This window comes from Paraburkholderia sp. SARCC-3016 (assembly GCF_031119615.1).
Classification (GTDB): Bacteria; Pseudomonadota; Gammaproteobacteria; order Burkholderiales; family Burkholderiaceae; genus Paraburkholderia.
In genome coordinates this window covers 170,951-183,898 of sequence record NZ_JAVHZD010000003.1, presented here as the reverse complement: position 1 = coordinate 183,898, position 12,948 = coordinate 170,951, and the positions used below count along the sequence as shown (strand labels likewise).

Sequence of the window (12,948 nt, the reverse complement as noted above, 5' to 3'; positions counted from 1 at the left end):
CTCAGCGCTCCCTTTCATCCAGCAACTTGAGCATGCCGCGCAGCGCGTGCTCGGCCGCCTGCACGCGAATTCGCTCGCGATCGCCCTTGAACACGAGCGTTTCCACCACCGTATGCAGCCGGTTGCTCCAGCCGAACGACACCATGCCGACCGGCTTCGTCTCTGTTCCGCCGCCCGGCCCTGCAATGCCGGTGATCGCCAGCGACACCTGCGCGCGGCTGTTGCGCAGGGCGCCTTCCGCCATTGCCCGCGCGACGGGCTCGCTGACCGCGCCATGCTTCTCGATCATGTCGGCGGGTACACCGATCATTTCGCTTTTCGCCTGGTTCGAATACGTGACGAAGCCGCGTTCGAACCAGCCGCTGCTGCCCGAAATATCGGTGATCGCGGTTGCGACCATGCCGCCCGTGCACGATTCGGCGGTCGCGAGCATCAGACGCTCATCGCGCAGGCGGTTGCCGACGCGGATCGCGAGTTGGTGAACGACGGTATCGGTTGGCATGCTGTATCCCGCTCAGTATTTCGCTGGTTTTCCGACTCTGTGGGTCTGATGAAGGCGCGCCGGCTCAGACCGCCATTCGCCACAACGCAATCACGAGCAACGTGAAGAACGCGGCGACGAGATCATCGAACATGATGCCGAAACCGCCTTTCAGTCTGCGGTCGAAGTAACGGATCGGCGGCGGTTTCACCATATCGAAGAAACGGAACAGCACGAATGCCCAGAGCTGGCCCGTCAGCGATGTCGGCGCGACCATCAGCAGCACGAGCCAGAATGCGACGATTTCGTCCCAGACGATCGGCGACGGATCGTCGATGCCGAGACGGTTCGCGGTATAGGCACAGGCCGCGATTCCGCCGAAGAATCCCGCCACGATGAGAATGCCCCACTCGATGACCGTGAGACGTTCGGCGAACACGGCGAACGATGCCCATGCGAAGAGCGTACCGATCGTGCCGGGTACGATCGGCGATAGCCCGCTGCCGAAGCCGAGCGAGATCAGATGCAGCGGATGCGACAACATGAAGCGGGCCGTCGCGCGGCGTGGGCCCGGCCTGCGCGGCCCGCGATTGTCGACGCCGTTGGCGTCGCGCGGCGCGTTTGTGCCGGCGGCCGTCGCGTGGTCGGATGCCGGGCGGTTCGCGTCAGGAGCGCCGGATGCCGATGCATTGGACGCCGATGCGCCGGGCATCGTAGCGCCGGATTCCGTGGCGCTCGAAGCCGCCGGCTCACCGGTGGCCCGGCTACCGGAAGCGGAATCGCTCGCGGAACCGAACGAAGGTTCAGTCTGCATGGAAATGATCGAAGCTTTGCAACGTCAATGTAAGCGGCGCGCCCGCTGCATCGTGCCACGCTATCGTGGGCGCGGCGGCGGCCGGTTCGGGAGCGGTTATTGTACCGATGCGGGTTGCGCGAATGCCCACGTTGTCACTGACTTTTTCAATTGAAGCGCGCGCGGCGACCGGAGCCGTAAAGCACAACTCGTAATCGTCGCCGCCCGCGACGGTGCAGCGGCGTTGCACATCGGCCGGCAGCCGGCTCAATTGCGCCGAGCGCGGCAGCGCGTCCGCATCGACCGTCGCATTCATTCGCGAGCGTTCGAGGATATGCATAAGATCGCCGGCCAGTCCGTCCGAAATATCGAGCGCCGCATGCGCGAGGCCGCGTAACGCGAGGCCGAGTTCGACACGCGGTTCGGGGCGCTCGAGCGCACGACGAAAATGTGCCGCGTCGTTTGCGTTCGCTTGCCATTCGCCGCGTGCGATGCCGAGCCCGGCGCGCGCGTCGCCGAGCGTGCCCGACACCCAGATGTCGTCGCCTTCGCGGGCCGCATCTCGACGCAGTGCAACATGAGTCGGCACCGAGCCGAAAACGGTGATGCACAGATTGAGCGGTCCGCGCGTCGTATCGCCGCCGACCAGTTCGCAGTCGCAGCGTTCGGCGAGGTCGAAGAGGCCGTCGCTGAAAGCCGCGAGCCATGTTTCGTCTGCGCGCGGCAGCGAGAACGCGAGCGTGAACGCAAGCGGTTTTGCGCCCATCGCGGCAAGGTCCGACAGATTCACGGCGAGCGCCTTGTGACCGAGCGCGCGCGGCTCGACGTCGGCGAAAAAGTGCCGGCCTTCGACGAGCATGTCCGTCGATATCGCCATCATTTCGCCTGCGGGCGGCGCGATCAGCGCGCAATCGTCGCCGATTCCGAGTGCGATAGTGCCTTTGCGCAGTGCGCTGTTCGCGCTGTCCGCAGCGCTTGACGGCGAACGTGCACGCGCGGCCCGGCGCGCGAAAAAGCGGTCGATCAGCGAGAACTCGGAAAGCATGAGGTAATGGGTCCGGAGTACGGTTAGCGACTTGAGCCACGCATTGCATTCAGGATCACAACATACTTTGAATGTTGCGATGCGATCGGTGCGGATGCGCGTTTTAGCAGTGTTTGGGTCGTAGCTGTTGTTCCCGGATTGAAAGGCTCGTATTGTGGGATTGGCGCTACAATGCCGTCGAACTTCTATTCTAATCTGCCAATTCAGGCTCGCTTATGTCGAATTCCGCCAACAGCAAACTCCGTGAAGCCGCGCTCGATTATCACGAATTTCCGACGCCGGGAAAGATCGCGGTCTCGCCCACCAAGCAGATGATCAACCAGCGCGACCTCGCGCTTGCGTATTCGCCGGGCGTCGCGTTCGCGTGCGAAGAGATCGTTGAGAATCCGCTCAACGCGGCGCGCTTCACCGCGCGCAGCAACCTGGTCGGCGTGGTCACGAACGGCACGGCGGTGCTCGGTCTCGGCAATATCGGGCCGCTCGCATCGAAGCCGGTCATGGAAGGCAAGGCCGCGCTCTTCAAGAAGTTTGCCGGCATCGACGTGTTCGACATCGAGCTCAACGAGATGGACCCGCACAAGCTCGTCGACGTGATCGCCGCACTCGAGCCGACCTTCGGCGGCATCAACCTCGAAGACATCAAGGCGCCGGACTGCTTTATCGTCGAGCGCGAAGCGCGCAAGCGCATGAAGATTCCGGTCTTCCACGACGACCAGCACGGCACGGCGATCGTCGTTGCGGCGGCTATTCTTAACGGCCTCAAAGTGGTCGGCAAGAATATTCACGAAGTGAGCCTTGTCGCGTCGGGCGCCGGCGCGGCCGCGCTCGCGTGTCTCGATCTGCTCGTCGACCTTGGCCTGCCGCTCGAAAACATCACCGTGACCGACCTCGCGGGCGTCGTCTACAAGGGCCGCGCCGAGTTGATGGATCCGGACAAGGAACGCTTCGCACGCGAAACGAAGGCGCGCGCGCTTGGCGAAGTGATCGCCGGCGCGGATGTGTTCCTCGGCCTGTCGGCGGCGGGCGTGCTGAAGCCGGAAATGGTCAAACAGATGGCGGACAAGCCGCTCATTCTGGCGCTCGCGAATCCGACGCCGGAAATCCTGCCGGAAGTCGCGCGCGAAGTGCGCCCCGATGCGGTGATCGCCACGGGCCGCACCGACTATCCGAACCAGGTCAACAACGTTCTGTGCTTCCCGTTCATTTTCCGCGGCGCACTCGATGTGGGCGCAACGACCATCACGCGTGAAATGGAAATCGCCGCAGTCAACGCGATCGCCGAACTCGCGCGCCAGGAGCAGAGCGATATCGTCGCAACCGCGTACGGCATTCAGGACCTGTCGTTCGGTCCCGAGTATCTGATTCCGAAGCCGTTCGATCCGCGCCTGATCGTGAAGGTCGCGCCGGCTGTCGCGAAAGCGGCAATGGAGTCGGGTGTCGCGACGCGTCCGATCGAAGATATGGACGCGTACGAACAGCATCTGCAGCAGTTCGTCTATCACAGCGGCACGACGATGAAGCCGATCTTCCAGCTCGCGCGCAGCGTCGGGCCCGAGAAGAAGCGCATCGTATTCGCCGAGGGCGAAGAAGAGCGCGTGCTGCGCGCGGTGCAGATCATCGTAGACGAAAAGCTCGCGAAGCCGATCCTGATCGGCCGGCCGGCCGTGATCGAACAGCGCATTGCGCGCTATGGCCTGCGTCTCGTGGCGGGCCAGGATTACACGATCGTCAACACGGACCACGACGAGCGCTATCGCGATTTCTGGCAGACCTACGCGAAGATGATGGCGCGCAAGGGCATCAGCGAGCAGATGGCGAAGCTCGAAATGCGCCGCCGCACGACGCTGATCGGCTCGATGCTTGTGAAGAAAGGCGAAGCGGACGGCATGATTTGCGGCACGATCAGCACGACGCATCGTCATCTGCACTTTATCGATCAGGTGATCGGCAAGAAGGAAAACGCGAGCGTCTATGCGGCGATGAACGCGCTCGTGCTGCCGAACCGGCAGATCTTCCTCGTCGACACGCACGTGAACGTCGATCCGACGCCTGCGCAACTGTGCGAGATCACCGTCATGGCGGCCGAGGAAGTGCGGCGCTTCGGCATCGAGCCGAAGGTTGCGCTGGTCTCGCATTCGAACTTCGGCACGAGCAACGCGCCGTCCGCACAGAAGATGCGTGAAGTGCTCGCCATGCTGAAAGAGCATGCGCCCGACCTGCAAGTGGACGGCGAAATGCACGGCGACGTCGCGCTCGACGCGAACCTGCGCCGCGAGATCCTGCCCGAATCGACGCTCGAAGGCGACGCGAACCTGCTCGTGCTGCCGAACATCGACGCGGCGAATATTTCGTACAACCTGCTGAAGACGGCCGCGGGCAACAACATTGCGATCGGTCCGATCCTGCTCGGCGCCGCGAAGCCCGTGCATGTGCTGACGGCATCGGCAACGGTGCGGCGAATCGTCAACATGACGGCGCTGCTGGTGGCGGATGTGAACGCCACGCGTTAAATATCAGCTGAGCGTTATGCGCTCGTCACCGGAGGCCACACCGTTGGCCTCGCCTCATCTCGATCCGCAGTCCACCCGCAAAAAAGGGCGTGCCCGCAATGGGCACGCCTAGGGTGAGCAGGGGATCGATTCACCCAAAAAAGGCCGGATGCTGGCATTCCGTTTTGCGGACCGCCTGGGGCAAGGAGGCATGAGGTACTGCCCCGCATCTCGCCTTGGTTGAATTTTATCTTGTTTGAGATAAATCCCGGTGTAAAGAGTTGTCAAGGCGGGTCGAGGCGGCGGCGCGCATGCGATGCGAGATTCACGCGTGCTCGCGGCCGCTACGTTTAAAACCTTTCATTTTCCGAACGAGCGTTGCTTCCGGGGTCCATTAGCGATACCCTTACGTCTTTCATGGTCGTCAAACTCGTGATCTAACAGCGGGAACCCTGATTCATGGCACGCAGGTGGCTTCGCAACGGCGTGCTGGTCGCCGTCCTGTCGGTCGGCGGTCTGTGCAGCGGTTTTGCGCCTGGCGCCGTGCCCGTGGCTTTCGGCCGCGATGTCACCGTACCGGGCAGCACTGACACCGTCGCGGTAGCGCAGTTGCCGCCGGAAGCAGTCAAAACGTTGAACTTGATTGCAGCGGGCGGGCCTTACCCGTATGAGAAGGATGGCGTCGTATTCGGCAATCGCGAGCGCTTGCTGCCGCCGCGCCAGCGGGGCTATTACCACGAATACACCGTTCCCACGCCGCGCGCGCATAACCGCGGAGCGCGCCGCATCGTCTGCGGTGGCCCGTTGAGGCGAACCGACAACTGTTATTACAGCGACGATCACTACGCCAGTTTTAATCGCATCATTGAATGACATCGGGACATACGGCATGAGCGACAACATCTACGCGCACGACCGCAAAGTCGCGAGGGATCTTTTTGCAGCCGGAAGCGGCAATCTGTTCCAGCGCGTCATGCAGATGCGCGAGGCCGGAGACGGTCAGGGCGGCACGGTTGGAACCGAAGCCGGTACGGCGCATTCATCGAACGAGGATTCCATGAGTCTTTTTGCGACCGTACGACCGAATATCGTACAGTCGATTCGCGCCTTTCGCGTCCAGGATCTGGCCGACGAAGCGCAGAAACTCGGCCAGCATTTTCTGTTTGCCTGCTGCGGCAATGCGCAAAGCAAGCAGGAGGTGATGGAGACCATCGCGACGTCATTCCTGTTTCCGAAACATTTCGGCAAGAATTACGACGCGTTGTACGACTGCCTGACCGACCTGGTCGCGAAGTCGGGGGCGCAACCGGGCTTCGTGATCGTGCTCGAGGCGCTACCCGTCGCGACCAAGTTCGATAAAGAGGCGCGTGAAACGCTGCTCGACGTGTTCCGCGAGGCCGCGGAGTTCTGGGCCGAGCGCAAGGTCGCGTTCAGGGTGTTCTACTCGTTCGCGTAAAACGGGCAGGTAAGGGGCAGGTGAGGGGGCAGGTGAGGGGGCAGGTAACGGGCAGGTAGCGCCGTGCGATTCGGTTTTTCGCCCGGCTTCGATGAGGAGGGCTGCAACGAACCTCACTGCCAACACCGATAAACCGGGCAATGTGCGTTGAAGCACACCGCGGTTATCCCGCGGTCGCTTCGCAAGACAGGAAAAAGGCTCGCTGATCGTCGATCGGCGAGCCTTTTTTCGCTTTGCGTGGCTGGAGTTTACCAACGGCAGTGGCGTTCACCACCCGCCCCATCGCGCAGCCAGCGCCGACAGTACCGCGATCCCGGCAGTCTCGGTCCGCAATACACGCGGTCCCAGTCCCACTGCCGTAAATCCGTGGCTCGTTGCCGCTGCTTCTTCCGCGGCCGAAAACCCGCCCTCGGGGCCGATCAGCACCAATGCGCGCCGCTTCGGCGGCTCGTGCGTCAACGCGGAAAACGGCACGCTCGCGCGCGGCGACAGCAGAAGCCGCAGTTCGCCGTCTTCCGGTTCTTTCGGCATCGAGCCGAGCCACGTCGCGAGCTCGCGCGTCGGCAGCACTTCCGGCAGGCGGTTGCGCCCGCATTGTTCGCACGACGCCTGCACGATGCGTTGCCAGTGCACCTGGCGCCGCTGCGCGCGTTCGCCGGAGAGGCGCACGACACTGCGCGTGGTCGTGAGCGGCGCGAATGCCGATGCGCCCAGTTCGACTGCCTTCTCGATCAGCCAGTCCATCTTGTCGCTGCCCGCGATGCCCTGCGCAAGCGTCAGGTGATACGGCGGCTCTGCTTCGGCATCGCGAAAGTCGCCGATGCGTACCGTCGAGCCGCGCCGTTCCATCTCGACGACCTCCGCGCCATATTCGCCGCCCGTTCCGTTGAACAGCGTGATCGTGTCGCCGGGCTGCAGGCGCAACACCTGAACGTGGCGATTGACATCATCAGGCAATGCGATGACGTCGCCGGACGTCAGCGCGATCCCGACGAAAAAGCGGGGCATAAGCGAAGTTCTCATTGATTTACGACAGATGGCGCGCAAGCGCCCAGCGGTAACCGTCCGGATCCTCAATCTGCGCGAAGCGGTCACCCCAGAACTGATCTTGCGGCTCGCTCAGCGATTTGGCGCCGGCGGCCATCGCGCGGGCGAATACCGCATCGACGTCGTCGACGTACAGGTAGAAAGACTGCGGTGCGATGGCGTTCGCGCTTTTCGGCGTCCTCGCCTTCGAGCCGAACGCGCCTTCGGGCGCGAACATCACGATCAGCTGATCCTGATAGGTCATCTCGACATGCATCAGTGCGCCGTCATCGTGCACGCTGTCGCGCACGCGAAAGCCGAGTGCGGCTTCGTAGAAGGCGATTGCCATGCGTGCATCGCGGACCGTCAGATACGGGGTGAGCCACGGCACTCCGGCTGGGCGTGGGGAAGTCATCGAGCTCTCCTGAACCTTGTGGGCGTCCCGTCGCCGTCGTTTGTTGCCGGAAACTTCGCTGCCGGGCCGCAGGCGGATCGCGGCGACGGATGAAGCCGGGCATTGTGCATGACTGTCATGGCGACGGCTTTAAGAATCGGCCTAGTTTATCGCGCACCGCCAGTGGGGCGGCGAACAGCGACGCATGCAGTGCCGCATCGTAGAAGCGTAACCCGCGCAACCCGCGCAACCCGCGTTGCGCGAGGCGTGCGGCGAGCTTCTGTGCGTTGAGCGAAGCGGGGTCGAGCGTATCGCTTGCAATGGCCATCATCCACAACGAACCATAGAGCGGCACATACGCGGCAAGCGGGCGAACGATCGCGAATGCATGCTGGAGGTCCGTCAATAGCGCGTTGACGCGCGCGGCGTGAAAGTACGGCGAGCCCAGATGCAGCGAGAGCGCCGCTTGCGGCGCGAGGATGCGTTTCAGGTCTGCGAAAAAGGCCGGCGTATAGAGGCCCGCGGCGGGCGAATCCGGCGGCGTCAGATCGAAGACGACGAGATCGAACGGCAGCGCGTCCGACGCGCCAGCGGCACGCCGCGCGAGGCACTGCGCGACGTATTTCGCGGCATCGCCGATCACGAGTTCGACGCGCGGATCGTCGAATGCGCCGCCGTGCACGTCGGGCAGATGTTCGCGCGTGAGCCGCACGACTTCGTCATCGAGTTCCGCGACGACGATCCGCTCGATGCTCGGGTGCGCGAGCAGTTGCCTTGCCGCGCCGCCATCGCCGCCGCCGAGCACGAGCGCCGCGCGCGGCGCCGGATGCGCGAGCGCAGCCGGGTGCGTCATGCATTCGTGATAGATGAATTCGTCGCCGGCAGACGTCATCGGCTGCCCGTCGAGCGTGAAGAGGCGGCCGAGTTGCGGCGTGTCCCACACCTCGATGCGCTGGTGCGGCGAATCGACACGCGCGATTTGACGCGCATTCGGAAAACCGTAGACCGCATCGGGCGCGGGCTCGAACAATAGCGAAACGCTCACGGAGCAGCGGTGCGCAGGCTAGGCGCGTCAAGTTGGCGATCCGCCGATTATAAGGGCCGAAGAGCCGCGCCACGCCCCGCCGACAAGAGGGACAAAGCCGATCCTCTGTTAGAATATTCTGCTTTCAGCCGCATCCGATTGCCTGGCCGTACCGCGTCACTGGCGCCTCGTCCCGTCTCCTGCAGGCGCTTCCCGGATTGCCCGAAGTGGGCAATGAAGTTGCCTCATGCTGTCTCTGGAGCGTTGACCGAGGTCCGCTGGCCGCCAGGCTTTCCGGACCCTCCGCCCGCGCCTCGCTTTTTGGACTCGTTCTCCGGATCTAGACATGACGACCTCCTCTCCCGCCCCGACCTCCCAGATGGCCAACGCGATTCGCGCGCTGGCGATGGATGCCGTTCAGAAGGCGAATTCAGGCCACCCCGGCATGCCGATGGGCATGGCCGAAATCGCCGTCGCGCTGTGGTCGCGCCATCTGCGTCATAACCCGACGAACCCGCACTGGGCGGACCGCGACCGCTTCGTGAAGTCGGAGGCCAAGCGGTCTTAGGAAGACAAAACATTCTACCAACTCCTTGGCTCACAGAACGACATGGCTACGATCCGACTTAGGAGCTCAAGAATTTCCGTCAACTGCATTCGAAGACGCCGGGCCACCCCGAGTACGGCATGACCGCCGGCGTCGAAACGACCACGGGCCCGCTCGGCCAGGGTCTGGCGAATTCGGTGGGGATGGCGCTTGCGGAGGCATTGCTGGCCGAAGAGTTCAACAAGCCGGATGCGAAGATCGTCGATCACCACACGTATGTGTTTCTCGGCGACGGCTGTCTGATGGAGGGCATTTCGCACGAAGCCTGCTCGTTCGCGGGCACGCTGAAGCTGAACAAGCTGATCTGCTTCTACGACGACAACGGCATTTCGATCGATGGCGAAGTGGTCAACTGGTTCCACGACGACACGCCGAAGCGTTTCGAAGCCTACGGCTGGAATGTGATTCCGAACGTCAAGGGCGACGACGTCGAAGCGGTCGACGCGGCAATCAGGAAAGCAAAGCAGTCGGACAAGCCGACGCTGATCTGCTGCAAGACCGTGATCGGCGAAGGCGCGCCGCATAAAGCGGGCTCGCACGACGCGCACGGCGCGCCGCTCGGCGCCGACGAAATCGCGGCTACGCGCGCGAACATCGGCTGGACCGCGGAGCCGTTCGTGATTCCGCAGGAAGTCTATGCGGCGTGGGATGCGAAGGAATCGGGCGCGAGCGTCGAAGGCGAATGGAACAAGCGTTTCGCCGACTATCAGGCGAAGTACCCGAAGGAAGCCGCCGAGTTCGCGCGCCGCATGGCCGGCAAGCTGCCCGACGACTGGGCGCAAAAAGCGCAGGCGATCATCGCCGGTGCGGACGAGCGTAAGGAAACCGTTGCGACGCGCAAGGCTTCGCAGCAAACCATCGAAGGTCTCGCGGCGGCGCTGCCGGAACTGCTCGGCGGCTCGGCCGACCTGACCGGCTCGAACCTCACGAACTGGAAGGCGTCGAAACCGGTGCGCGCGCGCAAGGAAGGGGCGAGCGGCATTCAGTGGGGCAATCATGTGAACTACGGCGTGCGCGAGTTCGGCATGAGCGCCGCGCTGAACGGCATCACCGTGCATGGCGGTTACAAGGCATTCGGCGGTACGTTCCTGACGTTCTCGGACTACAGCCGCAACGCGCTGCGGGTGGCCGCGCTGATGAAGGCGCCGAGCATTTTCGTGTTCACGCACGATTCGATCGGTCTCGGCGAAGACGGTCCGACGCACCAGTCGATCGAACACGTTGCGAGCCTGCGTCTGATTCCGCATATGACGGTGTGGCGTCCTGCCGATACTGTCGAAACAGCGGTGTCGTGGACGCAATCGATCGAGCACAAGGGTCCGTCGTGCCTGATTTTCAGCCGGCAGAACCTGCAGTTCTCGGAGCGCACCGATGCGCAGATCGCGAACATCGCGAAGGGCGGCTACGTATTGCGCGACTGGAGCGACGACGTGCCCGCACGCAAGATCATCCTGATCGCGACGGGCTCGGAAGTGGAACTCGCGATGAAGGCGGTCGAGCCGCTCGCGCGCGAAGGCATCGCGGCGCGTGTCGTGTCGATGCCGTCGACGAACGTATTCGACCGGCAGGACGCTGCGTATCGCGAACGCGTGTTGCCGGCCGGCGTGCGGCGCGTCGCGATCGAAGCGGGCGTGACGGAATTCTGGCGCAAGTATGTGGGCCTCGAAGGCGGCGTGGTCGGTATCGACACGTTCGGCGAGTCGGCGCCCGCCGGTGCGCTTTTCAAGCATTTCGGTTTTACCGTCGAAAAAGTCGTGGAGACGGCGAAAGCCGCGCTCGGCTGATGCGCGCATCGGCGCCGCAGCCGTAACGTGCAGATTTTTTTAGTCACCAGGAGAGAGCAATGACGATTCGCGTCGCAATCAACGGCTATGGCCGGATTGGCCGGAACACGCTGCGTGCGTTCTACGAGAACGGCAAGAAGCACGACCTGCAGATCGTGGCGATCAACGACCTCGGCGATGCCAACACCAACGCGCATCTGACCCAGTACGACACCGCGCATGGCCGCTTCCCGGGCGAAGTGAAGGTGGATGGCGAGAACCTCGTCGTGAACGGCGACAGGATCCGCGTGCTCGCGAACCGCAACCCGGCCGAACTGCCGTGGGGCGAACTCGGCGTCGACGTCGTGATGGAGTGCACGGGCTTTTTCACGACGAAGGAAAAGGCGAGCGCGCACCTGAAGGGCGGCGCGAAGAAGGTGATCATCTCGGCGCCGGGCGGCAAGGACGTCGACGCGACAATCGTCTACGGCGTCAATCACAACGCGCTGAAGGCCGCGCACACGGTCATCTCGAACGCATCGTGCACGACGAACTGCCTCGCGCCGCTCGTCAAGCCGCTGAGCGACAAGATCGGCCTCGAAAGCGGCCTGATGACGACGATTCACGCATACACGAACGATCAGGTGCTGACCGACGTCTATCACGAAGATCTGCGCCGTGCGCGCTCGGCCACGCACAGCCAGATCCCGACCAAGACGGGCGCCGCATCGGCGATCGGTCTCGTGCTGCCGGAACTGGCGGGCAAGCTCGACGGTTACGCGATTCGCGTACCGACTATCAACGTGTCGATCGTCGATCTGTCGTTTATCGCGAAGCGCGATACGACGGTCGATGAAGTGAACGCGATCATGAAGGAAGCGTCGGAAGGTTCGCTGAAGGGCATTCTCGGCTACAACACGGCGCCGCTCGTATCGATCGACTTCAACCACAACCCGGCGTCGTCGACGTTCGATGCGACGCTGACGAAGGTGTCGGGCCGTCTCGTGAAGGTGTCGAGCTGGTACGACAACGAGTGGGGCTTCTCGAACCGCATGCTCGATACGGCGGTGGCGTTCGCGAACGCGAAGTAAGTCGCGCGACGGCGCTGTTTGCTTCGAAAGGCTGCTCTGCGGAGCAGCCTTTTTCGCATCTATGGAGCGGATCATGAACACACTGCGAATCGAGCGTTTGACGCGCGAAGCCTTTGCGCCGTTCGGCGACGTGATCGAACTCGACGGCGCGCGGCATTATCCGATCAATGGCGGCACGACCGAGCGTTATCACGACCTCGCGCGCGTCGATGTCGGCGCGGAGAATGGCCGGCCGTTGATCAACGTGTTTCGCGGACAGCCGCACGCATTGCCGATCGAGATATCGATGATGGAGCGGCATCCGCTGGGCAGCCAGGCATTCCTGCCGGTTGGCGACGTACGTTATGCGATCGTGGTGGCGCCGGCGGGCGACCTGGACCCGCTGCGTTTGCGGGCGTTCATGACGCACGGTTGGCAAGGCGTCAATTATGCGAAAGGTGTCTGGCATCATCCGCTGCTCGCGCTCGATCGCGTCAGCGACTTTATTGTGATCGACCGCGGCGGCGATGCGCCGAATTGCGATGAACAGATATTGCCCGAGCCGTGGCGCCTCGTGCTGTAGCGAAGCAAACCGCGATCGTCCTGACGAAAAAAGACCCGTTCGATCTACATCGGAACGGGTCTTTTTGTTGTGATGTCTTCGGCGGCGCGCCGACTCGCTTTTCCGCGCGAGTCAGCGGCGACGACTGCCGCGTCAACTACCGCGTCAACTACCGCGTCAACTACCGCGTCAACTACCGCGTCAACTACCGCGTCAACTACCGCGTCAACTACCGCGT

General features: G+C 63.2%; 12 protein-coding genes and 1 pseudogene. 7 read left to right on the top strand and 6 right to left on the bottom strand.

Features of this window, described 5'->3' with window-relative positions; all coding sequences use genetic code 11:
- Nucleotide 1: 1 nt before the first annotated feature.
- The 3 genes from QYH69_RS04875 to thiL all read right to left on the bottom strand — a co-directional run bounded on the left by QYH69_RS04875 (nucleotide 2) and on the right by thiL (nucleotide 2,319).
- Nucleotides 2–502 carry a CinA family protein gene (locus QYH69_RS04875; protein ID WP_308830764.1) on the bottom strand — a complete coding sequence of 167 codons (501 nt, stop codon included), beginning with the start codon at nucleotides 500–502 and terminating at the stop codon, nucleotides 2–4.
- 64 nt (nucleotides 503–566) lie between these two features.
- Nucleotides 567–1,193 carry a phosphatidylglycerophosphatase A gene (locus tag QYH69_RS04870; RefSeq protein WP_308830838.1) on the bottom strand — a complete coding sequence of 209 codons (627 nt, stop codon included), beginning with the start codon at nucleotides 1,191–1,193 and terminating at the stop codon, nucleotides 567–569.
- 91 nt (nucleotides 1,194–1,284) lie between these two features.
- The gene (gene thiL, locus QYH69_RS04865) at nucleotides 1,285–2,319 is read right to left on the bottom strand and encodes a thiamine-phosphate kinase (protein WP_308830763.1); all 1,035 of its coding nucleotides are present in this window, start codon (nucleotides 2,317–2,319) and stop codon (nucleotides 1,285–1,287) included.
- Between the two features lie 215 nt (nucleotides 2,320–2,534).
- Between thiL and QYH69_RS04860 the strand changes: the two genes are divergently transcribed.
- From QYH69_RS04860 to QYH69_RS04850, 3 genes are all read left to right on the top strand, one after another.
- On the top strand, nucleotides 2,535–4,829 hold the full coding sequence (locus tag QYH69_RS04860) for an NADP-dependent malic enzyme (protein ID WP_308830762.1): 2,295 nt from the start codon (nucleotides 2,535–2,537) through the stop codon (nucleotides 4,827–4,829).
- 438 nt (nucleotides 4,830–5,267) lie between these two features.
- Nucleotides 5,268–5,681, top strand: a complete 414-nt coding sequence (locus QYH69_RS04855) for a ribonuclease (protein ID WP_308830761.1) — start codon at nucleotides 5,268–5,270, stop codon at nucleotides 5,679–5,681.
- Between the two features lie 16 nt (nucleotides 5,682–5,697).
- The gene (locus tag QYH69_RS04850) at nucleotides 5,698–6,264 is read left to right on the top strand and encodes a barstar family protein (RefSeq protein WP_308830760.1); all 567 of its coding nucleotides are present in this window, start codon (nucleotides 5,698–5,700) and stop codon (nucleotides 6,262–6,264) included.
- A 267-nt stretch (nucleotides 6,265–6,531) separates the two neighbouring features.
- On the opposite strand, the gene QYH69_RS04845 is transcribed toward QYH69_RS04850, so the two are convergent.
- From QYH69_RS04845 to speE, 3 genes are all read right to left on the bottom strand, one after another.
- Nucleotides 6,532–7,272: a 16S rRNA (uracil(1498)-N(3))-methyltransferase gene (locus QYH69_RS04845; protein ID WP_308830759.1), complete on the bottom strand. Its 741-nt coding sequence runs from the start codon at nucleotides 7,270–7,272 to the stop codon at nucleotides 6,532–6,534.
- Between the two features lie 19 nt (nucleotides 7,273–7,291).
- Nucleotides 7,292–7,705: a glyoxalase/bleomycin resistance/extradiol dioxygenase family protein gene (locus tag QYH69_RS04840; RefSeq protein WP_075158164.1), complete on the bottom strand. Its 414-nt coding sequence runs from the start codon at nucleotides 7,703–7,705 to the stop codon at nucleotides 7,292–7,294.
- A 115-nt stretch (nucleotides 7,706–7,820) separates the two neighbouring features.
- Complete coding sequence (gene speE / locus QYH69_RS04835; RefSeq protein WP_308830758.1) at nucleotides 7,821–8,729, bottom strand: polyamine aminopropyltransferase; 909 nt, start codon at nucleotides 8,727–8,729, stop codon at nucleotides 7,821–7,823.
- 325 nt (nucleotides 8,730–9,054) lie between these two features.
- Between speE and tkt the strand changes: the two are divergent.
- The 4 genes and pseudogenes from tkt to QYH69_RS04815 form a co-directional block, all read left to right on the top strand.
- Nucleotides 9,055–11,099 (top strand): annotated as a pseudogene (gene tkt / locus QYH69_RS04830) (transketolase).
- A 59-nt stretch (nucleotides 11,100–11,158) separates the two neighbouring features.
- Nucleotides 11,159–12,169 carry a type I glyceraldehyde-3-phosphate dehydrogenase gene (gene gap, locus QYH69_RS04825; RefSeq protein ID WP_308830757.1) on the top strand — a complete coding sequence of 337 codons (1,011 nt, stop codon included), beginning with the start codon at nucleotides 11,159–11,161 and terminating at the stop codon, nucleotides 12,167–12,169.
- Nucleotides 12,170–12,242: 73 nt separating this feature from the next.
- The gene (locus tag QYH69_RS04820) at nucleotides 12,243–12,731 is read left to right on the top strand and encodes an ureidoglycolate lyase (protein WP_308830756.1); all 489 of its coding nucleotides are present in this window, start codon (nucleotides 12,243–12,245) and stop codon (nucleotides 12,729–12,731) included.
- The coding region (locus tag QYH69_RS04815; RefSeq protein WP_308830755.1) for a hypothetical protein at nucleotides 12,713–12,948 on the top strand (236 nt) is incomplete at its 3' end. The genes QYH69_RS04820 and QYH69_RS04815, both read left to right, overlap by 19 nt.

What these genes read in the sequence shown, in the direction of transcription:
- QYH69_RS04875 (WP_308830764.1), bottom strand. Translation starts at nt 502, where the DNA reads ATGCCAACCGATACCGTCGTTCACCAACTCGCGATCCGCGTCGGCAAC.
- QYH69_RS04870 (WP_308830838.1), bottom strand. Translation starts at nt 1,193, where the DNA reads ATGCCCGGCGCATCGGCGTCCAATGCATCGGCATCCGGCGCTCCTGAC.
- QYH69_RS04850 (WP_308830760.1), top strand. Translation starts at nt 5,698, where the DNA reads ATGAGCGACAACATCTACGCGCACGACCGCAAAGTCGCGAGGGATCTT.
- QYH69_RS04820 (WP_308830756.1), top strand. Translation starts at nt 12,243, where the DNA reads ATGAACACACTGCGAATCGAGCGTTTGACGCGCGAAGCCTTTGCGCCG.
- QYH69_RS04840 (WP_075158164.1), bottom strand. Translation starts at nt 7,705, where the DNA reads ATGACTTCCCCACGCCCAGCCGGAGTGCCGTGGCTCACCCCGTATCTG.
- QYH69_RS04855 (WP_308830761.1), top strand. Translation starts at nt 5,268, where the DNA reads ATGGCACGCAGGTGGCTTCGCAACGGCGTGCTGGTCGCCGTCCTGTCG.
- thiL (WP_308830763.1), bottom strand. Translation starts at nt 2,319, where the DNA reads ATGCTTTCCGAGTTCTCGCTGATCGACCGCTTTTTCGCGCGCCGGGCC.
- QYH69_RS04860 (WP_308830762.1), top strand. Translation starts at nt 2,535, where the DNA reads ATGTCGAATTCCGCCAACAGCAAACTCCGTGAAGCCGCGCTCGATTAT.
- QYH69_RS04845 (WP_308830759.1), bottom strand. Translation starts at nt 7,272, where the DNA reads ATGCCCCGCTTTTTCGTCGGGATCGCGCTGACGTCCGGCGACGTCATC.
- gap (WP_308830757.1), top strand. Translation starts at nt 11,159, where the DNA reads ATGACGATTCGCGTCGCAATCAACGGCTATGGCCGGATTGGCCGGAAC.